Annotated in this window: 19 protein-coding genes; 9 read left to right on the plus strand and 10 right to left on the minus strand. The window is 73.4% G+C overall.

The features are described 5' to 3' along the window. Positions 1–160: 160 nt before the first annotated feature. From ACZ6RC_RS01465 to ACZ6RC_RS01495, 7 genes are all read right to left on the minus strand, one after another. On the minus strand, positions 161–1,141 hold the full coding sequence (locus ACZ6RC_RS01465; protein WP_469578593.1) for an N-acetylglucosamine kinase: 981 nt from the start codon (positions 1,139–1,141) through the stop codon (positions 161–163). Beyond that, positions 1,132–2,397 (minus strand): 6-phospho-beta-glucosidase, encoded by a 1,266-nt coding sequence (locus ACZ6RC_RS01470; protein ID WP_391142762.1) that lies wholly within the window; start codon positions 2,395–2,397, stop codon positions 1,132–1,134. Before ACZ6RC_RS01470 ends, ACZ6RC_RS01465 begins: the two co-directional genes overlap by 10 nt. 4 nt (positions 2,398–2,401) lie before the next feature. Then, positions 2,402–3,286, minus strand: coding sequence for a carbohydrate ABC transporter permease (locus ACZ6RC_RS01475; RefSeq protein ID WP_391142759.1), 885 nt, complete (start codon positions 3,284–3,286; stop codon positions 2,402–2,404). Positions 3,287–3,289: 3 nt separating this feature from the next. Continuing rightward, positions 3,290–4,288, minus strand: a complete 999-nt coding sequence (locus ACZ6RC_RS01480) for a carbohydrate ABC transporter permease (protein ID WP_391142758.1) — start codon at positions 4,286–4,288, stop codon at positions 3,290–3,292. Between the two features lie 20 nt (positions 4,289–4,308). Beyond that, positions 4,309–5,646: an ABC transporter substrate-binding protein gene (locus ACZ6RC_RS01485; protein ID WP_469578595.1), complete on the minus strand. Its 1,338-nt coding sequence runs from the start codon at positions 5,644–5,646 to the stop codon at positions 4,309–4,311. Between the two features lie 78 nt (positions 5,647–5,724). Then, entirely contained in the window at positions 5,725–6,939 is a 1,215-nt protein-coding gene (locus ACZ6RC_RS01490) for an ROK family transcriptional regulator (RefSeq protein ID WP_469578597.1), read from the minus strand. A gap of 240 nt (positions 6,940–7,179) precedes the next feature. Next, a complete protein-coding gene (locus ACZ6RC_RS01495) occupies positions 7,180–8,247 on the minus strand; it encodes a mechanosensitive ion channel family protein (RefSeq protein ID WP_453614475.1) in 1,068 nt (355 codons plus the stop codon). A gap of 248 nt (positions 8,248–8,495) precedes the next feature. On the opposite strand from ACZ6RC_RS01495, the gene ACZ6RC_RS01500 reads away from it, so the two are divergent. After that, positions 8,496–9,059, plus strand: a complete 564-nt coding sequence (locus ACZ6RC_RS01500; protein WP_391142748.1) for an HNH endonuclease — start codon at positions 8,496–8,498, stop codon at positions 9,057–9,059. A gap of 45 nt (positions 9,060–9,104) precedes the next feature. Here ACZ6RC_RS01500 and ACZ6RC_RS01505 read toward each other — a convergent pair whose 3' ends face one another. Next, entirely contained in the window at positions 9,105–12,143 is a 3,039-nt protein-coding gene (locus tag ACZ6RC_RS01505; protein ID WP_469578600.1) for a beta-N-acetylglucosaminidase domain-containing protein, read from the minus strand. Between the two features lie 192 nt (positions 12,144–12,335). Between ACZ6RC_RS01505 and ACZ6RC_RS01510 the strand changes: the two genes are divergently transcribed. From ACZ6RC_RS01510 to ACZ6RC_RS01520, 3 genes are read left to right on the plus strand one after another with little or no spacing between them, the layout of a single operon-like run. Then, entirely contained in the window at positions 12,336–12,566 is a 231-nt protein-coding gene (locus ACZ6RC_RS01510) for a hypothetical protein (RefSeq protein WP_391142743.1), read from the plus strand. 51 nt (positions 12,567–12,617) lie between these two features. Then, positions 12,618–14,816: a 4-alpha-glucanotransferase gene (malQ, locus tag ACZ6RC_RS01515; protein ID WP_469578602.1), complete on the plus strand. Its 2,199-nt coding sequence runs from the start codon at positions 12,618–12,620 to the stop codon at positions 14,814–14,816. Positions 14,817–14,836: 20 nt separating this feature from the next. Next, on the plus strand, positions 14,837–15,064 hold the full coding sequence (locus ACZ6RC_RS01520) for a hypothetical protein (protein ID WP_361966042.1): 228 nt from the start codon (positions 14,837–14,839) through the stop codon (positions 15,062–15,064). A gap of 104 nt (positions 15,065–15,168) precedes the next feature. Here the strand turns inward: ACZ6RC_RS01520 and ACZ6RC_RS01525 are convergent, their stop codons facing one another. Beyond that, on the minus strand, positions 15,169–15,678 hold the full coding sequence (locus ACZ6RC_RS01525) for a MarR family winged helix-turn-helix transcriptional regulator (RefSeq protein WP_469578604.1): 510 nt from the start codon (positions 15,676–15,678) through the stop codon (positions 15,169–15,171). Between the two features lie 125 nt (positions 15,679–15,803). Here ACZ6RC_RS01525 and ACZ6RC_RS01530 point away from each other — a divergent pair, with 125 nt between their 5' ends. From ACZ6RC_RS01530 to ACZ6RC_RS01550, 5 genes are all read left to right on the plus strand, one after another. Beyond that, positions 15,804–16,784 carry an EamA family transporter gene (locus ACZ6RC_RS01530; protein ID WP_469578606.1) on the plus strand — a complete coding sequence of 327 codons (981 nt, stop codon included), beginning with the start codon at positions 15,804–15,806 and terminating at the stop codon, positions 16,782–16,784. Between the two features lie 25 nt (positions 16,785–16,809). Beyond that, a complete protein-coding gene (locus ACZ6RC_RS01535) occupies positions 16,810–17,763 on the plus strand; it encodes a DMT family transporter (RefSeq protein WP_469578608.1) in 954 nt (317 codons plus the stop codon). Positions 17,764–17,773: 10 nt separating this feature from the next. After that, on the plus strand, positions 17,774–18,688 hold the full coding sequence (locus tag ACZ6RC_RS01540; RefSeq protein ID WP_391142730.1) for a LysR family transcriptional regulator: 915 nt from the start codon (positions 17,774–17,776) through the stop codon (positions 18,686–18,688). 65 nt (positions 18,689–18,753) lie between these two features. After that, on the plus strand, positions 18,754–19,887 hold the full coding sequence (gene alc / locus ACZ6RC_RS01545; protein ID WP_469578610.1) for an allantoicase: 1,134 nt from the start codon (positions 18,754–18,756) through the stop codon (positions 19,885–19,887). Positions 19,888–19,991: 104 nt separating this feature from the next. Beyond that, positions 19,992–21,749, plus strand: coding sequence for an FG-GAP-like repeat-containing protein (locus tag ACZ6RC_RS01550; RefSeq protein ID WP_469578612.1), 1,758 nt, complete (start codon positions 19,992–19,994; stop codon positions 21,747–21,749). A 77-nt stretch (positions 21,750–21,826) separates the two neighbouring features. On the opposite strand, the gene pepN is transcribed toward ACZ6RC_RS01550, so the two are convergent. Then, the gene (pepN, locus tag ACZ6RC_RS01555) at positions 21,827–24,403 is read right to left on the minus strand and encodes an aminopeptidase N (RefSeq protein ID WP_391142721.1); all 2,577 of its coding nucleotides are present in this window, start codon (positions 24,401–24,403) and stop codon (positions 21,827–21,829) included. Positions 24,404–24,435: the final 32 nt, after the last annotated feature.

A 24,435-nucleotide genomic window follows, 5' to 3' on the forward strand; every position in this document is an offset into this window, starting at 1 on the left:
AGCGGAAACGACTCGATCTTGTTCCTATCGTGCCCCATGCCTTCGCCGCCCCCGCGGGCGAACCCCTTTCTTGAATACGTCGGTCGAGGGGGATTGGTTCCACCCCGAACGGGTGAACGGGGCGCTCGCCGCGCGGCGAGCGCCCCCGGGGGGAGCCGTGTCAGGCGTAGTGCGCGCGCAGCCGCCCGGCGGCCTCGGGGTCCGTGCCCTGCTCGTCGAGGGCGAAGAGCGCCGCGCCGAGGACCGGGGGAGCGGTGACGACCCCGATCTCGGCCTTCGGCGCCTTCGCGGCGAGCAGCCGCGCGATCCGGTCGTCCAAATCCGGGTGGCGCGCGGCGAGCACGCTGCCGCCCAGCAGCACCGGGGCCCGCTCGTCGAGGAGCCCGAGCCGCCCGAGGGCGACCGTCGACAGGGCGACGACCTCCTCGGCCAGCCGGTCCACCAGCGCACGGGAGACGGGATCGCCCCCGGCGCTCGTACGGAACAGCACGGGCGTCAGCTCGTGCCGCCGCTCGAAGGGGATCCGGCCCAGGTGGAGCGCCTCGATCAGCGCGTGCATGGTGTCAAGGCCGAAGTGCGCGGGCAACGCCCGGGCCAGTGCCGTCGGTTCGCCCCGTCCGTCCTCGGCGCGGGCCGCGAACCAGAGGGCCTCCTCGGCGAGGCCGCTGCCGCCGCCCCAGTCCCCGGAGATCTTCCCGATCGCGGGGAAGCGGGCGGTCCGCCCGTCCGGGGTCATCCCGACGCAGTTGATCCCGGCCCCGCACACCACCGCGACGCCCCGGGGCTCGTCGACGCCGGCGCGCAGAATGGCGAAGGTGTCGTTCCGGACGCGGACGGAGCGGCTCCAGTGCCGCTCGTACAGAGCGCGTTCCAACTCCCGCTCCTCCACCGCCAGATCGGCGTTGGCGAGGCAGGCGGAGACGTGCGCGAAGCGGGGCGGGAGGCCCGCGCCTCCCGCGGCTCGCCAGGCCCGCCCGACGATCTCCGCGAGCGCGTCCACGGCCGTCTCCACCCCCACCACGGGCGGCTGGAAACCCCCGCCGCGCGCCGCGCCGAGGACCGTCCCGTCGCACGCGACGACGGCCGCGTCCGTCTTGCTGTTTCCGGCGTCGACGGCCAGCAGGACTCCGTTCAGGCCCACGCGAGGTGCTCCCGGTTGTGGGCGATCAGCCGGTCGGTGAGCCCGTCGGCGTACGCGTACTGCCCGACCAGCGGGTGGGCGAGGAGCGCCTTGAACACCCGGTCCCGGCCGCCGCGCAGCGCCGCCTCCAGGGCCAGGTCCTCGTAGGCCGTGACGCTCGCGATCAGCCCGGCGTAGAGCGGGTCCGGCTCGGGGACCGGGAGCGGCACGGCGCCCCGCGCCCCGACCGCGGCCTGCACCTCGATGACGGCGTCGTCCGCGAGGAAGGGCAGGGTGCCGTTGTTGTACGTGTTCACCACCTGGAACGGGGAGCCGCCGCCGCCCAGCAGGGCGGCGGCCAGGTCCACCGCGGCCTCCGAGTAGAAGGCCCCGCCGCGCTTGGCGAGCAGTGCCGGCTTCTCGTCGAGCGCCGGATCGCCGTACAGGCCCAGGAGTTCCTTCTCCATCGCGGCGACCTCGGCGGCCCGCGAGGGCTTGGTGCCCAGCTCCCGCACCACCTCGTCGTGGGCGTAGAAGTACCGCAGGTAGTACGAGGGGACGACGCCGAGCCGGTCGACGATCGCGCGGTCCATCCGCAGGTCGTCGGCGATGGCGTCGCCGTGCTCGGCGAGCAGCCGGGGCAGGACGTTCTCGCCGTCCGGGCCGCCCAGGCGGACGGCCGTCTCCCAGGTGAGGTGGTTGAGCCCGACGTGGTCGAGGTGGACCTCGGCCGGGGAGACGCCGAGCAGCGCGGCGAACTTCCGCTGGAAGCCGATGGCGACGTTGCACAGGCCGACGGCCCTGTGGCCGGCCTGGAGCAGCGCCCGGGTGACGATGCCGACCGGGTTGGTGAAGTCGATGATCCAGGCGTCCGGGTTGGCGCGCCGGACGCGCTCGGCGATGTCCAGGACGACCGGGACGGTCCGCAGCGCCTTGGCGAGGCCGCCGGCGCCGGTGGTCTCCTGCCCCACGCAGCCGCACTCCAGGGGCCATGTCTCGTCCTGTGCGCGCGCCGCCTGCCCGCCGACCCGCAGCTGGAGCAGGACGGCGTCGGCGCCCTCGACGCCCGCGTCGAGGTCGGAGGTGGTGACGATCCTGCCGGGGTGGTCCTGCTTGGCGAAGATCCGGCGGGCGAGTCCGCCGACCAGCTCCAGCCGGTCGGCGGCCGGGTCGACGAGGACGAGTTCGGCGAGGGGCAGGGTGTCGCGCAACCGCGCGAATCCGTCGATCAGTTCGGGGGTGTAGGTGGAGCCGCCCCCCACGACAGCGAGCTTCATGTGTCTAGCCCTTCACTCCGGTCAGTGTGACTCCCTCGACGAACGCCTTCTGGGCGAAGAAGAACACGAGGATCACAGGGGCCATGACCAGCACGGTCGCGGCCATGGTCAGGTTCCAGTCGGTGTGGTGCGCGCCCTTGAAGGACTCCAGGCCGTAGCTCAGGGTCCAGGCGCCGGGGTTCTCCGAGGCGTAGATCTGCGGCCCGAAGTAGTCGTTCCAGCAGAAGAAGAACTGGAACAGCGCGACGGCGGCGATGCCGGGCCTGGCCATCGGGAGCACGATCCTGAGGAGGGTGCGGAACTCCCCGCACCCGTCGATCCGGGCGGCCTCGATGTACTCGTCGGGGATCGTCAGCAGGAACTGGCGCAGCAGGAAGATCGCGAACGCGTCGCCGAAGGCCATCGGGACGATCAGCGGCCACAGCGTGCCGGAGAGGTCCATCTGCTTGGCCCAGAACAGGTACATCGGGATGATGATCACTTGGGGCGGCAGCATCATCATCGAGATGACGAGCAGCAGGGACAGGTGCCGGCCGCGGAAGCGGAACTTGGCCAGCGCGTATGCCACCGGGACCGAGGACACCACGACGAGCACGGTGCCGAGCCCCGCGTAGAGCAGGGAGTTCCGCCACCAGGTGAGGAAGCCGGGGGTCTCCAGGACGCGGACGTAGTTGTCCCAGTGCCAGGAGTTCGGGGTGAGGTCCCGGGTGAGCGCCTGCTGGTCGCTCATCAGGGACGTGAGGAAGACGAAGAAGAAGGGCAGCACGAAGAAGAGGGCGGCCGCGATCCCGAGGGAGTGCACGGCGATCCAGTGCAGGGCGGCCCTGCGGCGGGCCCGCTTCTCGGCGGGGCCCACCGGGCGGCGGTCGAAGGCGGATGCGGTGGTCACGGATCAGTCACCCGAGCCGATCAGGCCGCCGCGCCTGCGCATCAGCAGCGCGGTGCAGGCCATGGAGAGGGCGAACAGGACGAGCGCCACGACGCACGCGGCGCCGTAGTCGAAGCGGCCGAAGCCGAGGTTGTAGACCAGCTGCGGCAGGGTCAGCGTGGAGTCGTCCGGATAGCCCGGCTCGAAGGTCTGCCCGGAGCCGCCCATCACCCCCGAGGCGACCTTCGCCGCCACGATCGGCTGGGTGTAGTACTGCATCGCGCCGATGATCCCGGTGACGACCGCGAAGAGGATGATCGGCGAGATGTTCGGCAGGGTCACGTACCGGAACCGCTGGACGGCGGAGGCGCCGTCCAGCTCGGCGGCCTCGTACTGCTCCTTCGGTACGTCGAGCAGCGCGGCCATGAAGATGACCATGAGGTCGCCGACCCCCCAGACCGCGAGGACGGTGAGGGCGGGCTTGGCCCAGTCGGCGTCGTTGAACCAGGAGGGGGCGGGGACGCCGACCGCCTCCAGGAGGGAGTTGACGGGGCCGGTGCCGGGGTTGAGCAGGAAGACGAAGGCCAGGGTCGCGGCGACCGGCGGTGCGAGGTACGGCAGGTAGAAGAGGGTGCGGAAGACTCCCGTACCCGTCTTGATCCTGGTGATCAGCAGGCCGACGCCGAGGCCGAAGACCACCCGGCAGGCGACCATGACGACGGCCAGCCAGAGGGTGTTCTGCATCGCCGGCCAGAACTTCGGCAGGTCGGCGAAGACGTACGTCCAGTTGTCCAGGCCCCGCCAGGTCGGCGGGTTGAGCCCGTCGTACCTCATGAACGAGAAGTACAGGGTCGAGACGAGGGGGTAGGCGAAGAAGACGCCGAATCCGACCAGCCAGGGCGACATGAACGCCAGGGTGCGCAGTGCGTTGCGCCTGCGCTTCGACCGCAGCGTGGGACGTCCGTCCGGGGAGGCGGCGGCCGGTCCGGCCGGCCGTTTCGTGGGCAGGGTGCCGGTGCTCATGACGGGGGCGCTCCGGCCCGTCACTTCGCCTGGGCGATGTCGCGGTCGATCTGGGCCGCCGTCTCCTCCAGGCCCTTCTTCAAGTCCTTGACCTGCCCCTTCTCGTACTTCTGGGCGAAGTCCTGGAAGGTGTCCTGGTACGTGGAGCCGTTCACCGCGCCGTCGGAGGTGGAGGACTCGGGGTGCCGGGCGATCTCCAGGAAGACCTTGAAGCGCTCGTCGACCTTGAGGTTCGGGGACTTCAGCGCCGCCAGGGTGGAGGGGACGTTGCCGATGCCGTTGGCGAACTCCACCACGGCCTCGGTGTCCATGGTCATGTACTTCACCAGCTCCCAGGCCGCGTTCTGCTTCCTGCTCTGCGGGGCGATGCCGATGATCGTGCCGGAGAGGTAGCCCTTCCCGTACTCGGCCACCTCGTCGTCGGCGACCGGCAGCGGCGCGACGCCGACCTCGAAGTCGACCTTGGCGTCCTGGATGAAGTTCAGCCGCCACTCGCCGTCGAGTTGCATGGCGACCTGCCCGGTGTGGAAGGGGTGCTTGGCGCCCCACTCGTCACCGAAGGTCGTGCGGTACCTGTCCAGCTTCGCGAACCCGCCCAGGGTGTCGACCAGCGACTTCTGGTAGGTCAGCATCTCGGCGAAGGCCGGGTCCTTGGCGAGGTTCGAGGTGCCGTCCGCGCCGAAGTACGTGTGGTCCCACTGCGACATGTAGTGGCTCGGGACGGTCTCGTAGCCGAGGTAGTTCGGCATGAAGCCGAGCTGCTCGTAGCTATCGCCTTTCTCCTTGGTCAGCTTCTCGGCGACCTTCCTGAACTCCGACCAGGTCTTCGGCGGGGCGGTGATGCCGGCCGCCTCGAAGGCGTCCTTGTTGTAGTAGAGCCCGTACGCGTCGGAGAGCAGCGGCAGCGAGCAGCGCCTGCCCTCGAACTGGGTGTAGTCCTGGAGGACCTTGGAGAAGGTCGCGTCCAGGTCCACCTTGTCCTTCTCCAGGAAGGGCTTCAGGTCCGCGAGCGCCCCGGAGGCGCAGAACTTGCCGACGTTCGAGGTGGTGAAGGAGGCGGCCACGTCCGGCCCGTTCGAACCGCCCGCGCGCAGCGCCTGGTTGAGCTTGTCGTCGTTGATGTTGCCGACGACCTTCACCGTGATGTTCGGGTGGGCCTTCTCGAAGCGGTCGACGTTCTCCTGGATCGCCTTGACCTCGGCGGGGGCCGACCAGCCGTGCCAGAAGGTGATCGTGGTCCGGGCCTTCGGGTCGTCGGCCGCGGTGTTCCCGGCGGAGCCCGTACAGGCGGTGGCGAGGAGCGCCATGGAGGCGGTGGCGGCGAGCGTGAGCGCGGTCCTGCGGGGGCGCACGGGCATGGCGAAGTCTCCCTGTGGCGAAGGGGCGGGTGAAGGGGGTGGGGCGACGGGGGTGCGGCGGGCGTCCGCCCGGGGGGGCTAGCGCGCGGTGTCGAAGACCTCGTCGCGGGTGGCGGCGAGGGCACGTTCGAGCGCGCCGCGCAGCACGGGCTGCCGCTGGACGGCTCCGAGGACGAGCCGGGGCCGGGAGGCGGCGAGTTCGGTCAGCTCGGACTGGACGCGCTCGCGCAGGGGCTCCCCGCCGGCGGCGTTCACGTCCCCGGCGAGGACGAGGAGTTCGGGGTCGAGTACGGCGACGAGCGAGGCGAGACCGGTGGCCAGGCGCTCGGCGTACCGGTCGAGGAGGGCGGCGTACCGCGGGTCGTCGGTGTGGTGGGCGGCGGCGTGGGCGAGGAGCCGGGACGCGGTGGGGACGTAGGGCTGCTCGGCGGTCTCGATCCCGAGGGCCCGGGCGATACGGGGGATCGCCTGGACGCCGGCCAGCTCCTGGTAGCCGCCGGAGTTGGCCTTGGTGACCTGGCGTACGAGCGGGGTGCCGGGCACCGGCAGGAAGCCGACCTCGCCGGCGCCGCCGGTGAAGCCCCGGTGGAGCCGGCCGCCGAGGACGAGGGCGGCGCCGAGCCCCTCCTCGTTCCACAGCAGGACGAAGTCCTCGTGGCCGCGGGCGGCGCCCAGGCGCTGCTCGGCGACGGCGGCGAGGTTGACGTCGTTCTCGTACTCGAACGGCATCGGGAGGACGGCCGCCAGTTCGGCCAGGAGCGTGGGGGAGTGCCAGCCGGGGAGGTGGGAGGCGTAGCGCAGTCGGCCGGTGGCCGGGTCGAAGGCGCCGGGGGTGCCGATGACGAGCCGGTGCACCTCGGCACGGGTGATGCCGGCGTCCTTGACGGCGCCGTCCAGGGCGGTGCTGACCTGCCGGACGACGCCCTCGGCGGGGCGGCCGGTGGTCTTCAGCTCGTACTCGCCGACGACCTCGCCGGTGATGTCGGCGACGGCGGCGCGGATCCGGTGCGGGGTCACGTCGAGTCCGGCGGCGTGGGCGGCCCGGGCGTTGACCGCGTACAGCTGGGCGCTGGGTCCCGGCCGCCCGGCGGTGGTGCCGGTGGCGACGACGAGTCCGGCGGCCTCCAGGCGCGCCAGCAGCTGGGAGGCGGTCGGCTTGGAGAGCCCGGTGAGCTTGCCGATCCGGGTCCGGGACAGGGTCCCGTGCTCCAGCAGCAGATCGAGCGCGGCACGGTCGTTCATGGCACGCAGGACGCGCGGAGTGCCGGGGGTCCCCGGGGTCGTACCGGCCATGACGGATGCACCTGCCCTTCGGCTCTGGTCGGGGTCATTCTGCTGCCCCGGTGCCCGCTCCCCCAACTGCACTGTTAGGAAAGTTTCCTATTCGGTGGGAGGACGGTAGGACGGCCGTCACCGGGGCGTCAAGACCCGGCGACGCACGAAGCCCCCGAGGGCAACCGAAGCGTTACCCGCGGGGGCGGTGCGGAAGGGCCCGTACAGAACGGGGGCCGGGGGAGGGCGAACGCCCCGGGGCTACTTCGAGAGGTTGGGCGAGGAGGGCGGGAGGGGCGTCGCCGCCGCCGACTGCGGGGAGGTCGCCGAGGCGAAGGCCGAGGGGGCCGCCATGCCCGCCGTCGGGTCGGCCGCGGTCTCCTCGGCGACGGCCGGGACGCCGCCGACGATGCGGATGCCCGCCGCGTCCAGCGCCCGCTTGATCCGCCAGCGCAGCTCGCGCTCGACCGCCAGCGCCTTGCCCGGCATCGTCTTCGCCGAGACCCGGATCGACATGGACTCCAGCAGCACCTCGTCGAGCCCCAGCACCTCGACCGGGCCCCACAGGCGCTCGTTCCACGGCTCTTCCTTGGCCATCGCCTCGGTCGCCTCGATGATCACCGCGCGGACCCGGTCCAGGTCCTCGGTCGGGCGGACCGTGACGGCGACCGCCGCCGTCGCCCAGCCCTGGCTGAGGTTGCCGATCCGCTTGATCTCGCCGTTGCGCACGTACCAGATCTCGCCGTTGTCGCCGCGCAGCTTCGTCACCCGCAGGCCGACCTCGATGACCTCGCCGGACGCCACGCCCGCGTCGACCGAGTCGCCGACGCCGTACTGGTCCTCCAGGATCATGAAGACGCCGGAGAGGAAGTCGGTCACCAGGTTCCTGGCGCCGAAGCCGATCGCCACACCCGCGACACCGGCCGAGGCCAGCAGCGGAGCCAGATCGATCTTGAAGGCGCCGAGGATCATCAGACCGGCCGTGCCGAGGATGACGAAGGACGCCACCGAACGCAGCACCGAACCGATCGCCTCGGAGCGCTGCCGGCGCCGCTCGGCGTTGACGAGCAGGCCGCCCAGCGCGGTGCCCTCCACCGCCTGCGCGGAGCGGTTCATCCGCTCGATCAGTTTCGTCAGGGCGCGGCGGATCGCCATCCGCAGCAGCAGGGCGACGACCAGGATGAGGAGGATGCGCAGGCCGGTGTTCAGCCAGGTGGACCAGTTCTCCTCCACCCAGCCTGCGGCGTTCGTCGCCTTCTCGGCAGCCTCGTCCAGGGTCACCGGAACGGGCTGCGGAGAGGCGGCGGTCGCCAGGGCGGACCAGGACACGGCAGAAACCTCCAGGCATCGCGTACGCAGAACATCCACACTAACGGGGCATTCACTGTGCTCCCGTTGTCCTGTTCGAGGGAGAGACGGACCTCACCCGGGAAGGACGGGGGCAGGATGCCGATGTGGTCGAGAACACCCCAAGGCCGTTACCGGTACATGGTGGCGCTCCGACCAGGCATGAGGAGAGACTGAGAGCAGATCGTCCCGGCGCGAGCCACGCGCCGCCGGCGTTATAGGAGGCATCCGTGCCGCATGTCCTGGTCCTCAACGCGTCGTACGAGCCCCTCGGCGTCGTACCGCTCCGCCGCGCGCTCGTCCTCGTCCTCGAGAACAAGGCACTCTGCCTCGAGGAGTCCGGCGCCTTCCTGCACAGCGAGACCCGCGTGGTTCCGGCACCCAGTGTGGTCCGGCTCAAGCGGTTCGTGCGGGTCCCCTACCGGGGGCCCGTTCCTCTGACCCGCAGAGCGCTCTTCGCCCGCGACGGCGGACGCTGCATGTACTGCGGTGGCGTCGCAACCAGCGTCGACCACGTCGTTCCGCGCAGCCGCGGGGGTACACACGCCTGGGACAACGTCGTGGCGGCCTGCCGCCGCTGCAACCACACCAAAGCCGATCGGCACCTGCGCGAGCTGGGCTGGCGCCTGCGCCACCCACCGGCGCCGCCCACCGGCCTGGCGTGGCGGATCATCGGGACCGGCCACCGGGACCCGCGCTGGCTGCCCTACCTCCAGCCGTACGGCGCCGACGATGTGATGGCCCGGATCGACGCCGTCTCGCACGCCCCCACGGGGGCCGTGAGAACGGGTTGAGCCGGGCCTTCGTCGTCCGCGTGCCCGCTCCCCTTACCGGGGCGGCTACTCCGGCCGCTCCGGGACGTCCGGCTGCTCCCCGGCGGGCCCGTCCGGGTCCGCCGGGGTCCCGGTCCCCGGGGCCGGCACGGCCGGCTTCGCGGGCGGTTCCGGAGCCGTCGGCGCGGTGACCGCGTACGTCTCCACCGACCAGAGGGAGTAGCCGAACTCCGTCGCCCGGGCGTCGCCCTGGACCCGCAGGAAGCGGGTGTCCGTCGCGTCCATGCGGACCGACTCGCGGCCCCCGCGCCCGTCGGCGACCGTGGCCGCCGTACGCCAGTTCCGGCCGTCGGCCGACACCTGGATGCGGTAGCGGGAGGCGTACGCGTCCTGCCAGTGCAGCACCACCCGCCCTATCCGCGCGGGCTTCGCCAGCTCCAGCTGCCACCACGCGCCCGTCTCCGGCTCCGAGGACCAGCGGGTCTCCGGGTCGCCGTCCAGGGCCGAGGCCGCCGGGAAGTCGGGGGTCTCGTCGCCCGAGGAGGAGGCCGTCGCTGTGCGGGCCAGATCGGGGCCGCCGGTGCGCGGGAAGGCGCGGACCGTCAGGACCCGCTCCTCGCCCGCGAAGGACACCGGCACGCGGTACGACCCCGCCGGCACGTCCGCCGCCACCGAGACCAGCAGCGGGACCGCCGTGTTCGTGCCGCGCGGCACCCGCGCCTCCTTCGGCAGCCGGACCGTGATCCCCCGGGGCGCCTTCGCCGACAGCTCCCCGCGCACCTCGCCGGCGCGCCGGCCCGCCAGCCGGACGTCCACCCGCTGCGCGGGCCCGCCGATCTCGGCGTCCGTCTCGGCGCGGGACAGCTCCAGCTCGGCGCGCGGCTCGTCGGCGAACCACGGCACCAGGGAGCGGATCTCGGGGGCCGACCCGCTCCACGCGATCCGCACCGCGTCCGCGCGCAGCCCCTTCAGCTCCGTCTGCGTCCAGCCCGACGCGTCCAGCGGGCCGAGGCTCCGCCAGCCCTCGCCGGGGACGTACGCCTCCACGCGCGCGTCCCGGCCCGCCGCGGCCGGCTCGGTCATCACGGTCACCGTCTCCAGCGGGCGGGACCGGTCGAGCCGGAGGGTGTACGAGTCCGGCGCGCGGTCCGCCGTACGCGCCGTCCGCCGGTCGCGGGCGGCGCCCGTCCAGGCCGCCGACTCCGCCACCGCGCGCGTGAGGAAGGGTTCGAGGACGCCGTCGCCGACCGTCACCTCGCCCGCCCGCAGGGAGTCGGCCAGCGGTTCCAGCCGCAGCTGCGCGCGCCAGGCCGCCGCGCCGTCGCCCCGGGTCTGGGCGAGCAGCATGTCGACCGCCGTCTCGCCCGCCAGGCCGTACCGCGACAGCTGTTCCAGCCACGGCCGCGTCTCATCGTCCAGCGTGCCGCCGGCCGTCGCCGTCAGCCGGCCGGGCGCCTCCCGCATCACGGTGAACGCCGCCCGCAGCTCGCGCGCCGCCCGCTCCCGCGCCGCCGGGTCGGCCGCCGTCCGGCTCTTCCAGAACGCCGTCATCAGCGGCTTGAGGTACGCCGACTCGCCCGTCGGGTCGAGGATCGAGGAGGCGTCGTTGCCGGCCAGCGCCCCCAGCGCCGCACGGGCCGCCGGGTCGGGGCCGGCCAGCTCCTCGACGGCGGCCCGCCACGACTCCTCGGGCCGGTACCCCTTCGGGTTCCAGGCGTAGTCCGCGGCGGTGAAGAGCGGGATGCGGGAGACAGCCGCCTGCTCCATGGCGTTGGCGAGGACCGCGGCCGAACCGGCCGCCACGGCCGGCTCCCGGCCCCGGTAGGGGCCCAGGAAGAGCCGGTCCTGGGCGTAGTCGTTGACCGGGTAGTTGTCCATCGTCACCAGCGGGTGGCGGAACACGTCCCGCGCCCCGGCCAGCTCGCGGCCGGTGATCGTGCGCGGGACGACCCCGACGCCCGTCCAGGCCACCCGCACCCGGTCGTCGAGCGCGGCGGCGAGCGCCGTGCGGTAGTCGGTCGCGCCCTCCTGGTAGTACTCCGTCGGCATCACGGTCAGCGGCTCGGCGTCCGGGTACCGCCCGGCCAGATGCCGGTCCACCGAGCTCGCCACGCGCGCGTGGGCGGCCGCGGCCGCCTCGGGCCCGCGCCCGAAGGCGTCCGCGTCCTTCCCGCAGTGCCACTCGCTGTAGCTGACGTCCTGGAACTGCAGCTGGAAGGAGCGCACCCCCAGCGCCCACATCGCGTCGATCTTGCGCAGCAGCGCCTTCACGTCGCCGTCGGACGCCAGGCACATGGACTGGGCGGGCGCCACGGCCCAGGCGAGGGTCACGTGGTTGGCGCGCGCCCGCTCGGCGAGCGCGCGGAAGGCCGCGCGCTGGTCGGCCGGGTAGGGGTCCCGCCACTGCGTCTGGCGGTACGGGTCGTCACCGGGGGCGTAGAGGTAGCGATTCTGCTTGGTGCGGCCCATGAAGTCGAGATGGGCCAGGCGCTGCTCCTGGCTCCAGGGGCGGCCGTAGAACCCCTCGGTGAGGCCGCGGACCGCCGTGCCGGGCCAGTCGCGGACCACCACGCCCGGTACCTCGCCGCGGGTGCCCGTCAGCTGACGCAGGGTCTGGACGGCGTGGAAGAGGCCGTCCGCGCCCACACCGTCCAGCGCGACCGTGTCACGGCCCTGGAACTTCCCGGTCGCCAGGCGGTAGCCGCCGGCCGGCAGGTCCGCCCGCTCGGGCACGCGCAGGGCCCGCAGGGCCTCGCCGCCGGACACCGAGCCCGCGCGGATCACGGGCCCGAAGCCCGGCAGGGTCGAGTGGACCGTCCGCACCCCCGCCGCCCGCAGCGTCGCGCGCAGCGCCGCGACGGCGTACGGGTCCGCGTCGGCGTCCGTGAGGAGCGTCACCTCGGCGCCGAGCGGAACGGCGGACCCCGTCTCCCTGAGGGACTGGGGCCGCGGCCACACCGAGGGGGCCGTGCGCTGGGCGTCCGGGACGGTGACGGGGGAGACCGGTACGGCCTGGGCCGGACCGGACACACCGCCGCCGAGGAGACCGCCGATCACCGCGGCGGCCACGGCCGACGCGGTCCGCTGCCTGCGCCCGAGGTGCACGAGGGACTCCTTTTGTCACGAGTGGGTTACGACCCCACCACCCGTCCGGCTGAGGTGTCAATGCGCGTGGTCGATGTGTCGCCTTTGCCCGGCGAGGTGGCACCCCTTCGCCAAGTTCGGCCGGTAAAACGGGGTGGGCTGGGTAGGGCTCTGTCGTTGTCCCACCTGACGAGACACGAAACGGGAGCCCCCATGTCCGTGACCACCCCCCACTCCGACGTGACGACCCCCCGCTCCAAACGGATACCGGTCTTCATCCCGGGCCCGCAGACCGGTGAGATCCCGGGCCCGCTCACCAGCGAGCCGCCCCTCGCCGACGCCGCACCCCTCACCAGCGAGCCGCCCCTGACCGACGCGGCCCCCCTGACCAGCGAGCCCACCGCCCACGGCACCGCGGGCGGCACGGAGTCCCCGGGAGTCTGACTCCCCCTCGGGCCGTCCCTTCCCCGGCCCCGGAGCCCCTCGGAGTGTGAAGTGACCCTGGCCCGCCTCGCCGCCCTTCATGGCGTCGCCACCGAGTACGCGCCCTCCGAGGGCGTCACCGTGCGCGTGCCCGACGCCACGGTCGTGGCGGTGCTCGGCGCGCTGGAGGTGGACGCGTCCTCACCGGAGGCGGTCGAACGCTCGCTCGAAGCGGCCCTGCGGGCCGATCGCGAGCGGCTGCTACCGGCCACGGTGGTGCGATGGCGCGCGCCGGACCCGGCGGACGGGGACGCGGCGGCGGCGCCCGGCGCGGAGCCCGGGTCCGGTGGCCCGCCGCGCGCCGAGGCCGGGCCGGCGGCCACCTCCGCGGGCGCCGAGCCGCCGCGCGCGGACGAGGCCTTCCTGGGTCTGCCGCCCGGGACCCGGCTCCGCGTGACGACCGAGGCGGGCGAGGAGGCGGAGGACCCGGACTGGGACCTGCTGCCGCTCGGCGTCCACACGCTCGACGCCCTGGCCCCCGACGGCCGGGGCGGACGGAGCACCCTGATCGTCGCCCCCGCGCGCGTGCCCCGGCCCGAGCGGCGCTCGTTCGGCCTGCTCGTCCAGCTGTACTCGCTCCTCTCCACCCGCTCCTGGGGCATGGGCGACCTCGGCGACCTGCGGGAGCTGGTCACCTGGGCCGGCCGGACGCACGGCGCCGGGTTCGTCCAGGTCAACCCCCTGCACGCGGCCGTGCCCGGCGCGCCGACCGACCCCTCTCCGTACCGCCCCTCCTCGCGCCGTTTCCCCGACCCCGTCCATCTGCGGATCGAGGACGTCCCCGCATACGCCCATGTGGCCCCGGAGTACCGCGCCGAGCTGGACTCCGTCCTCACCGACGCCGCCGAACAGCGGGAGAAGGTGCTGCGCAAGGGCGCGCTGATCGACCGGGACGCGGTGTGGGAGGTCAAGCGGCGCGCCCTGGAGCTCCTGCGGACCGTGGAGCCGGGCCCCGGCGCACGCGCCGACTACCTCGACTTCCTGGCCGAGCGCGGCCGGGCCCTGGAGGACCACGCCACCTACAGCGCCCTCGCCGAGCGGCACGGCCACCACTGGCGGTCGTGGCCGGCGGAGCTGCGCGACCCGCGCTCGGCCGAGGCGGCCGTCCGCGCGGAGACCGGGCCCGGCGCCGGGCTGCTCGACCGGATCGACTTCCACTGCTGGCTCGCCTGGCTGACGGACCGGCAGCTCGCCGCCGCGGGGGCGGCCGCCCGGGAGGCCGGGATGGCCGTCGGCGTCGTCCACGACCTCGCGGTCGGCGTCCACCCCGAGGGCTCCGACGCCTGGGCCCAGCAGGACGCCTTCGCCGCCGGCATGTCGGTCGGCGCCCCGCCCGACGCCTTCAACGCCCTCGGCCAGGACTGGGGCCTGCCGCCCTGGCGCCCCGACGCGCTCGCCGCCTCCGGATACGCCCCCTACCGCGGCCTCCTGGCGGAGCTGCTGCGCCACGCGGGCGCCCTGCGCATCGACCACGTGATGGGTCTCTTCCGGCTCTGGTGGGTCCCCGAGGGCCGGCCGCCCACCGAGGGCACGTACGTCCGCTACGACGCGGAGGCGATGCTCGCCGTCCTCGCCCTGGAGGCCCACCGGGCCGGCGCCCTCGTCATCGGCGAGGACCTCGGCACCGTCGAGCCGGGCGTGCGCGAACGGCTCTCCCGGCGCGGGGTGCTCGGCACCTCCGTGCTCTGGTTCGAGCGGGACTGGACCGGCACGGGCCGCCCGCTGGCGCCCGAGCGGTGGCGCGCCGACTGCGTCGCGACGGCCACCACGCACGACCTGCCCTCCACGGCCGCCCGCCTCAGCGGCGACCACGTGGCCCTGCGCCACCGCCTCGGGCTGCTCACCGGCGACCTGGAGCGGGAGCGGAACCAGGACGCGGCCGACACCCGGGAGTGGCTGGCCCTGCTCCAGCGGCTGGGGCTGCTCCCGGAGGGCCCGGGCGACGAGGAGGCCGAAGTCAGGGCGGTGCACCGGTTCCTGCTGCGGACGCCCGCCCGGATGGTCGGGGTGTGGCTGCCGGACGCGGTGGGCGACCGACGCCCGCAGAACCTGCCGGGGACGTGGGACCAGTACCCCAACTGGCGGCTGCCGGTGGCCGGACCGGACGGGCAGCCGCTGACCCTGGAGGACCTGGCCGCCTCGCTGCGGCTGCACCGCCTCCTCGGCGTGTTCGGCGCCCGTACGGCACCCCCGGACGCGCGCCCCGTTTAGGGGTTCGCTACGTTTGCACCGTGGACAAGAAGAACGCCCTGCGCGCCGGTGCTGTAGCGGCCGGTACGACGCTGATGATGCTGCTCATGTCGTCCCCCGCGCTCGCGCTCACCCGCGACGACGGTGACGACCCGGCCCCCAAGCTGAGTGTCGTGGAGACCCTCGGCCTGTTCGTGGCCGCGCCGATCGTGCTGTTCCTGGTGATCGCCGGCCTGGTCATGGTGCTCGACAAGTCCAAGAAGGCCTGACCACCGGCCTCAAGCCCCCAGCTTTCCGAGGGCGCCGTACGGCACGCGGGTGACGCGTGCCGTACGGCGCCCTCGCGCGCGTCCGCTCCCGGGGCGCCCCGGCCTCAGACCGTGGTCGTCAGCAGCTTGCGCAGCAGACCGGCCAACTGCTCGCGCTCCTCGGGGTCGAGCGCCCCTTCCAGCGCCTCGCTCTGCTGCGCGAGTCCGGCCGCGACGGCCTCGTCCACCAGCTCGCGCCCGCGCTCGCTGAGCGTCACGCGCAGCCCGCGCCGGTCGTTCGGGTCCGGGCTGCGGCTGAGCAGCCCCGCCTTCTCCAACTTGTCGAGCCGCCCCGTCATCCCGCCCGTGGTGATCATCAGCGTCGCGGTGAGCTCGCGGGGCGAGAGCGTGTAGGGCGCCCCCGAGCGGCGCAGCGTCGCCAGCACGTCGAACTCCCCGAGCGCCATGCCGTAGGGCGCGTACGCCTTGTCCACCCGGCCCCGCATGGCGGCGGCGAGGCGGTAGATCCGCCCGAACACGGCCATGGGGAGCGTGTCGAGGTCGGGGCGGACGGCCGCCCACTGATCGGTGATGGCGTCGACGGCGTCGTGGGCGCCGGGGCCGGAGGTCTCCATGTCCGCAGTGTCCCTTCCCCGAGGACTCGATGGCAAGAAAGTCACTTGCAAGTAAGTAGCTTAGCGGTAAGCTACTTATCGCCAAGCCAATCCGGCCGCACCGTTCCGAACCGGGGGGACCCGTCATGTCCCGCAAGGCCGCCGTCGTCGCCCTGACCGCGCTCGCCCCGATCTCCTGGGGCTCCACCTACCTCGTCACCACCGAGTTCCTGCCCCCCGACCGGCCGCTCTTCACCGGCCTGATGCGGGCCCTGCCCGCCGGGCTGATGCTCCTCGCGCTGACCCGGAAGCTCCCGCGGGGCGCCTGGTGGGGGAAGTCCGCGGTCCTCGGCGGCCTCAACATCGGCGCCTTCTTCCCGCTGCTCTTCCTCGCCGCCTACCGGCTGCCCGGAGGCGTCGCCGCCGTCGTCGCCTCGGTCGGCCCGCTCTTCGTCGTCGGCCTGGCCGCGCTCTTCCTGGGCGACCGGCCCACGGTGCGCTCCCTGCTGACCGCCGTCGCGGCCGCCTTCGGCGTCAGCCTGGTCGTCCTCAAGGCGGGGGCGGCGCTGGACCTGATCGGCGTCCTCGCCGGCCTCCTCTCCGCCCTGTCCATGTCCGCAGGGACGGTCCTCACCAAGCGCTGGGGGCGGCCCGAGGGGGTGGGCGCGCTCGCCCTGACCGGCTGGCAGCTCACCGCGGGCGGCCTGATCATCCTGCCGGTGGCGTTCCTGCTCGAAGGCGCCCCGCCGGCCCTCGACTCCCGCAACCTGCTCGGCTACGCCTACCTCGCCCTCGGCAACACCGCCGTCTCCTACTTCCTCTGGTTCCGCGGCGTCGAGCGGATGAGCGCCTGCTCGGTCACCCTCCTCGGCCCGCTGTCACCGCCCACCGCCGCCGTCATCGGCTGGGCCGCGCTCGGCCAGGCGCTCGGGCCGGTGCAGCTCCTCGGCATGGCGATCGCCTTCGCCGCCACCCTGGCCGGCCAGCTGGGCGGACGTACCCCCGCTGCCCGCGCCTCCGCCGCCCCTGCATCCGCCTCTTCGCTCACGGCCGGACCTTTCAGTTCAACTGAAAGGAGTAGTCAGGAACTTTCGATGGACCTGGAGGGTTCGGTGGTGCGACGGTAGGTGGCATCCCACCGAAAGGAACCCCGTGGCAATCCTGGACCGCGTCCGCACCGCACCGAGCACGACCGACGAGCCGGCCCCCGCGAAGAACCTCGCGCGCGGAGCCGGCCTCGGCGTTCTCCTGGCGCTCACCGCCACGGTCGTCTGGTCCGGCAGCTTCGTCGCCTCCCGCGCCCTGCACGACTCCGTCCCGCCGGTCCAGGCCGCGTTCTGGCGCTGGATCGTCGCCCTCCTCGCCGTCGCCCCCTTCGCGGCCCGCGAGGCCTGGCGCCGCCGCCGGCTGATCCGCCGCCACCTCGGCTTCGTCACCCTCGCCGCCTTGCTCGGCGTGAGCGTCTACAACACCCTGGTCAACCAGGCCGGACTCACCACCTCCGCCGGCAACATGGGCATGATCATGGCCGCCTCGCCGGTCCTCATGGCGCTGTACGAGAGGTTCGGCGGCGCCCGCCTCGGCGCCCGGCGCGTCACCGGCATGCTGATCGCCTGCGCCGGTGTCCTGCTCCTCATCGGCGGGGGCTCGCTGCCCACGACGCTCGCCGCCGGCGAGCTGTGGATGCTCGCGGCCGCCGTCAGCTTCGCCTCGTACAGCGCCCTGCTCAAGCGCCGGCCCGCCGAACTCGGCGGACCGGCCTTCCTCTTCGCCACCTTCGCCCTCGGCGCGCTGATGCTCCTGCCCGCGTACGGCATCAGCCTCGCCGTCCAGGGCGGCTTCGACCCCTCCGTCGCCACCGTCGGGCCGCTGGTCTACGTCGGCGTCCTCTCCTCCGCCCTCGCCTTCTTCGCCTGGAACAAGGCGATCGCGCTGATCGGCGCCGCCCGCGCCGGGGTCGTCTACTACCTCCAGCCCGTCTGCGTGGCCCTCCTCTCCGCCGTCCTCCTCGGCGAGGAGCTCGGCCTGCTCGGGGCCCTCTGCACGGCCCTCATCCTGGGCGGCGTGTGTCTGGCCTCGGCCGGGGGCGGGCGGGCCGCCCGGTAGGTTGCGCCCCATGACCGAGTGGGACATCAAGAAGCTCCAGATCCTCCGCACCCTCCGCGACCGCGGCACCGTCACCGCGACCGCGGAGGCGCTGCTCATGACCCCCTCGGCCGTCTCCCAGCAGCTCACCAACCTCGCCCGCCAGCTCGGCGTCACCCTCCTGGAGGCGCACGGGCGGCGGGTCAGGCTCACCGACGCCGCGCACCTGGTCCTGCGCCACGCGGAGGCCGTCTTCGCCCAACTGGAGCGCGCCGACGCCGAACTGGCCGGCTATCTGCGGGGCGACGCCGGAGAGGTCAGGGTGGCCGCCTTCTCCACGGCCGTCCCCGCGCTGGTCGTCCCCGCCGTGCAGCACCTGCGGGCCGCCCACCCCGGTCTCGCCGTCCGTGTCCGGGAGGCCGAGGCCGGGGAGGCGTACGAACTCCTCACCGCCGGCGAGGTCGGCCTGGCGCTCTCCCTCGCCGCCCACGCGCCGTCCGTACGCGACCCCAAGTTCAGCCGCGTCACGCTCCTCGCCGACCCCCTCGACGTCGCCCTGCCCAGCGGGCACCCGCTCGCCGGGGCCCCCGGGCTGCGGCTCGCCGACCTCTCCGCCGAACCCTGGATCTTCGGCGGGTCCGGTCCCTGGTCGGAGATCACCACCGCCGCCTGCGAGGCCGCCGGCTTCGTCCCCGAACAGGCCCACAGCGCCTCGGGCTGGACCGCGATCCTCGCCATGGTCGAGGCGGGCATGGGGGTCGCCCTGGTGCCCCGGATGGCCTCCGCCGAACGCCGCTCCGGCGTCGTCATGCGGGTCCTCTCCGCCGACCAGCCGCGCCGCCACGTCGTCGCGGCCGTACGGCGCGGCGCGGAGGAGGGACCGGCGGTCGCACGGGTCCTCGCCGCGCTGCGGCAGGCCGCCGCCGCCCGCGAAACCGTTCAGTAGAACTGAAAAGGCCCGTCGAAAACATTCGATGGACCGGGATGCTCGAGTCGCGGCACAGTCGACGCATGACCTTCGAGACGCACCCGGACCAGGACCCGCACGCCAACGACGCAGCGCCCTACGGCGGCGGCGACCCGTACGCCGACTACCGCACCGGTGACTTCCCCTTCACCGAGCTGGTCGATCTGGCCGACCGCCGCCTCGGCGCCGGCGTCGTCGCCGCCAACGACGAGTTCTTCGCCGAACGCGAGAACCTCCTCGTCCGCGAGCGCGCCGTCTTCGACCCCGAGCACTTCGGCCACAAGGGCAAGATCATGGACGGCTGGGAGACCCGCCGCCGCCGGGGCGCCGACGCCGAGAACGTCTTCCCCGCCCCGGAGGACCACGACTGGGCGATCGTCCGCCTCGGCGCCCCCGGCGTCATCCGCGGGATCATCGTCGACACCGCCCACTTCCGGGGCAACTACCCCCAGCGGGTCTCCGTCCAGGCCGCCGCCGTCGACGGCTCGCCGAGCCCGGAACAGCTCCTCGCCGACGACGTGAAGTGGGAGGAGATCGTCCCGCCCACCCCCGTCCGCGGCCACGCCGCCAACGGCTTCGCGATCGACCTCGAGCGCCGCTTCACCCACGTCCGGCTCTGCCAGCACCCCGACGGCGGCATCGCCCGCCTCCGCGTCCACGGCGAGGTCGTGCCCGACCCCGAGTGGCTGGAACTGCTCGGCACCCTCGACCTCCTCTCCGTACTCCACGGAGGCGTGTACGAGGACGCGTCGGACAGGTTCTACTCCTCGCCCACGCAGATCATCCTGCCCGGCACCTCCCGCAAGATGGACGACGGCTGGGAGAACCGGCGCCGCCGAGTCCGCGGCACGAACGACTGGGTCCGCTTCCGGCTCGCCGCCCAGGGCGTCGTACGGGCCGTGGAGATCGACACCGCCTACCTCAAGGGCAACTCGGCGGGCTGGATCGCCCTCCAGGGCCGCGACGGCGAGACCGGCGAATGGTTCGAGATCATCCCCCGCACCCGGCTGCAGCCCGACACCCCGCACCGCTTCGCGCTCCCCGCCCCCGCGGTCGTCACCCACGTCCGCCTCGACGCCTTCCCGGACGGCGGCGTGGCCCGGATGCGCCTGCACGGCACGCTCACGGAGGTCGGCGCCGCCGCCCTGCGCCGCCGCCACCGGGAACTCGGCGGCTGAACCCGCGCGGCGCAGGGGGCCCGGGTCCCGTGCCCCGGCCCGCGGGGCCCGGTCCGCTGATCATTAGGCTGGCCGGACCTGCGATCCCTGGGGGGACACGACACATGAACGACCCACGAAGAACGCTGCGGCGCTGGACAGTCGGGCTCACCGCCGTCCTGGTACTGCTCACCGGCACGGTGACCGGGGCGGCGGCCGACACCGTCGACCCGGCCACCGCGCCGCCGGTCCGCACCCTCACGTACAACGTCTGCGGCGGACACACCTGCCAGAGCGCGCTCGACCTGCCGACCTGGACGGCCGAACTCCGGGAGCAGACCACCTCCTGGGACGCCGACGCCGTCATGCTCCAGGAGCTGTGCATCGGCCAGTGGGCCTCGCTCCGCGACGCCCTGAAGCCCGACTACACCGCCGTGTGGACGAGCACCACCACCTCGAACGGCTGCGCCAAGTGGTCCGCCACCGGCGACGAGCGCTTCGGCCTCGGCGTCTTCGTCAAGGCGCCCGCGGTCGAGCGGTACACCGCCGCACTGACCGTCCCGGCGGGCAAGGAGCCCCGCGCCGTGCTCTGCGCGCGCGGCCCCGTCGACGGACGCACCACCCTGGCCTGCACCACCCACCTCGCGCAGTACATCCAGCCGGACAACGGCTCCGCCGAGGCTCTGGCCCACATCGACACCTGGGCCGCCGGCGTCCCCGTGATCCTCGGCGGCGACTTCAACGCCGGACCGGCCTACGCCGCCCTCGACCCGGTGCGCGCCGGGCTGCCCGGCACCGGCCGGTTCGCCGAGGCGGACGAGAACGACCGCGACCACTTCACCCGGGAGTGCCTCGACGCCGGGGCCGGCGAGTGCGAGTCGGGCGAGGCGACGGTCCCCGCCGGCCCGAAGTTCGACCACGTCTTCTTCTCCGCCGGCGACTTCCACACCGTACGGGCCGACGCCTTCGAGCCCCAGCCCGCCGGCACGGCCCCGCTCTCCGACCACCTGCTGCTGCGGGCGGCCGCCCATCCCGAACCCCGGGCGGGCTCCGGCGTGCCGGGAGACCTGACCGGCGACCGCCGCCCCGACGTCCTGGCGGTCCAGGACGAGGGCGACCTGCGCCTCTACCCCGGCACCGGCGGCGGCCGCCTCGGCACCGCGCGCCAGATCGGCACCGGCGGCTGGACCGACGCCGTCGTCAGCCACCGCGGCGACTGGACCGGCGACGGCCGCGAGGACGTGGTCGCCCGCATCGGCGACGCCCTCTGGGTCTACCCCAACACCGGAAGCGGCGAGCTCGGCGCCCGTCTGCCCATGGGCGGCCGGCCTACCGGCTGGTCCCACGCCACCCCGGTCAGCGCCGGGGACATCGACGGCGACGGACACCCCGACGTCCTCGCCCGCAGCACCACCGGCCTGTGGCTGCACCGCGGCGCGCCCGCCGTCGACGGCACGCCGGGCTTCGCGGCCCGCGCCGCCGTGCGGATCGGCGAGCCGGAGTGGGCCGGGTACGACGTGCTCCTGCCCGGCGACGCCGACCACGACGGCCGCGCCGACGTCTGGGGCCGTGACCGCGCCACGGGAACGATCGCGCACTTCGCGGGCCGGGGCGCGCAGCCCCTCGCCACGGCCCGGGCCCTCGACGGCGGCCCGTGGACGGTCGCGGACCGGCGGCTCGCGGTCTCGGCGGGCGACGTGAACGGCGACGGCACGCCCGACCTGTGGACGACCCGCACCTCCGGCACGGCCGAGAACCTGGAGTTCCTGCCCGGAACGACCGGAACGACCGGAACGACCGGCACGGGTCCCGCGACCACCGGCCTCGGGACGCCGGCCACCATCGGCACCGGCGGCTGGCAGTGGATGAGGTCCCTGGGCTGACCAGCCGGCAAGACCGGCGAGACACGCCGAAGGGCCCCCGGACGGTATCCGTCCGGGGGCCCTTCCCTGTCGAGGCGTCAGCGCGCGGCGGCCGCGTCCGCCGCCTGCGCCTTCAGCGCACGCTCCACACCCGCGCGGGACTCCGTCACCAGACGGCGCAGCGCCGGAGCCGGGTCGTTCGCCGCGATCCACGCGTCGGTGGCGTCCAGCGTCTCCTGCGAGACCTGGAGCGTCGGGTAGAGCCCCACCACGATCTGCTGGATCATCTCGTGGCTACGGGTCTCCGACACGCCCTTGATGGAGGCGAAGTACTTCTCCGTGTACGGGGCGAGCAGCTCGCGCTGGTCGGTCTGGACGAAACCGCCGATCACCGCCTCCTGCACGGCGTTGGCCAGCTTGTCGGACTCCACGACCGACGCCCACGCCTCCGCCTTCGCCGCCTCCGACGGGCGGGCCGCGCGCGCGGTGGCCGCGTGCCGCTCACCGGCCGCCGTCCGGTCTCGGTCCAGCTCGCCGGCGATCTCCGGCTCGTCGTAGACCCCGGTCGCCGCGAGCCGCTGCACGAACGCCCAGCGCAGCTCGGTGTCGACGGCCAGGCCCTCGATCGACTCGTTGCCCTCCAGGAGCGCGGCGAGCAGATCGAGCTGCTGCGGCGTGCGCGCGGTCGCGGCGAACGCCCGCGCCCAGGCCAGCTGGTGGTCGCTGCCCGGCTCGGCCGCCCGCAGGTGCGCCAGCGTCGCCTCGGTCCAACGGTTCAGGCCCGTCTCGCGCCACTCCGGAGCCGCGTACAGCTCCAGGGCCGCCTTCGCCTGGCCCTGCAGCGACTGGACGACGCCGATGTCGGACTCCTTGCCGATGCCGGAGAGCACCAGCTCCAGGTAGTCGCGCGTGGCCAGCTCGCCGTCCCGGGTCATGTCCCAGGCGGAGGACCAGCACAGCGCCCGCGGCAGCGACTCGGTGAAGTCCCCGAGGTGCTCCGTGACGTTCTTCAGCGACACCTCGTCGAGCCGGATCTTGGCGTACGACAGGTCGTCGTCGTTGAGCAGCACGACCGCCGGGCGGGCCTTGCCCGCCAGCTGCGGCACGGCCGTCAGCTCGGTGGCCGTGACGTCCAGCTCGACCCGCTCGGTCCGCACCAGCTTGCCGGCCTCGTCCAGGTCGTAGAAGCCGATCGCGATCCGGTGCGGGCGCAGGATCGACTCGCCCTTGGCGCCCGCGGGCAGCGCCGGGGCCTCCTGCCGGACGGCGAACGAGGTGATCGCGCCGTCCTCGCCGGTCTCGATCACCGGGCGGAGGATGTTGATGCCGGCCGTCTCCAGCCACGCCTTCGACCACGCCTTGAGGTCACGGCCGGAGGTCTCCTCCAGGGCGCCGAGCAGGTCCGACAGGCGCGTGTTGCCGAAGGCGTGCGCCTTGAAGTACGCCTGCACGCCCTTGAAGAACTCCTCCTCGCCGACGTACGCGACCAGCTGCTTCAGCACGCTGGCGCCCTTGGCGTAGGTGATGCCGTCGAAGTTGACCAGCACGTCCTCGAGATCGTTGATCTCGGCCATGATCGGGTGCGTGGACGGCAGCTGGTCCTGGCGGTACGCCCAGGTCTTCTCCGCGTTGGCGAAGGTGGTCCAGGCGTGCGGCCAGCGGGTGCCCTCCACGGAGGCCTGGCAGGCGACCGAGGTGAAGGTGGCGAACGACTCGTTCAGCCACAGGTCGTTCCACCACTCCATGGTGACCAGGTCGCCGAACCACATGTGGGCCAGCTCGTGCAGGATCGTCTCGGCCCGGCGCTCGTACGCCGCGTCCGTCACCTTCGAGCGGAAGACGTACTGGTCGCGGATGGTGACCGCGCCCGCGTTCTCCATCGCGCCCGCGTTGAACTCCGGCACGAAGAGCTGGTCGTACTTCGCGAAGGGGTAGTCGTACGCGAACTTCTCCTGGAACCAGCCGAAGCCCTGCCGGGTGACGTCGAAGATGTGCTCCGCGTCGAGGTACTCGGCCAGCGACGGACGGCAGTAGATGCCCAGCGGGACCGTCTGCCCGTCCTTCTCGTAGGAGGAGTGCACCGAGTGGTACGGGCCGACGATCAGGGCGGTGATGTACGTCGAGATCCGCGGGGTCGGCTCGAAGACCCACACGTCGTCCTTGGGCTCCGGCGTCGGCGAGTTCGAGATCACCGTCCAGCCGCTCGGCGCCTTCACGGTGAACTGGAAAGTCGCCTTCAGGTCCGGCTGCTCGAAGGAGGCGAAGACGCGGCGGGCGTCCGGCACCTCGAACTGCGTGTACAGGTACGCCTGGTCGTCGACCGGGTCGACGAACCGGTGCAGGCCCTCACCGGTGTTGGTGTACGCGCAGTCCGCGACGACCTTCAGCTCGTTGGGGCCCTGGTGCAGATGGGCCAGCGCGATGCGCGAGTCCCGGAAGACGGCGGCGACGTCGAGCGCGTGACCGTTCAGGACGACCTCGTGCACGGCGGGGGCGACGAGGTCGATGAAGGTCGAGGCGTGCGCCTCGGCGGAATCGAAGCGGACGGTGGTGACGGACCGGTAGGTGCCGCCCTCCTGCGCACCGGAGAGGTCGAGGTCGACCTCGTACGCGTCCACGGTCAGCAGCTTCGCCCGCTGCTGCGCCTCTTCACGGGTCAGGTTTGTGCCAGGCACCCGGTCAACTCCTCGGTTTCGTGACGTTTGGC

The organism is Streptomyces sp. NPDC048353 (assembly GCF_055587165.1).

Excerpts from the sequence above, each read along its gene's own strand:
- ACZ6RC_RS01470 (WP_391142762.1), bottom strand. The coding sequence starts at position 2,397 with ATGAAGCTCGCTGTCGTGGGGGGCGGCTCCACCTACACCCCCGAACTG.
- ACZ6RC_RS01480 (WP_391142758.1), bottom strand. The coding sequence starts at position 4,288 with ATGAGCACCGGCACCCTGCCCACGAAACGGCCGGCCGGACCGGCCGCC.
- ACZ6RC_RS01485 (WP_469578595.1), bottom strand. The coding sequence starts at position 5,646 with ATGCCCGTGCGCCCCCGCAGGACCGCGCTCACGCTCGCCGCCACCGCC.
- ACZ6RC_RS01490 (WP_469578597.1), bottom strand. The coding sequence starts at position 6,939 with ATGGCCGGTACGACCCCGGGGACCCCCGGCACTCCGCGCGTCCTGCGT.
- ACZ6RC_RS01510 (WP_391142743.1), top strand. The coding sequence starts at position 12,336 with ATGTCCGTGACCACCCCCCACTCCGACGTGACGACCCCCCGCTCCAAA.
- ACZ6RC_RS01525 (WP_469578604.1), bottom strand. The coding sequence starts at position 15,678 with ATGGAGACCTCCGGCCCCGGCGCCCACGACGCCGTCGACGCCATCACC.
- ACZ6RC_RS01530 (WP_469578606.1), top strand. The coding sequence starts at position 15,804 with ATGTCCCGCAAGGCCGCCGTCGTCGCCCTGACCGCGCTCGCCCCGATC.
- ACZ6RC_RS01540 (WP_391142730.1), top strand. The coding sequence starts at position 17,774 with ATGACCGAGTGGGACATCAAGAAGCTCCAGATCCTCCGCACCCTCCGC.
- alc (WP_469578610.1), top strand. The coding sequence starts at position 18,754 with ATGACCTTCGAGACGCACCCGGACCAGGACCCGCACGCCAACGACGCA.
- ACZ6RC_RS01550 (WP_469578612.1), top strand. The coding sequence starts at position 19,992 with ATGAACGACCCACGAAGAACGCTGCGGCGCTGGACAGTCGGGCTCACC.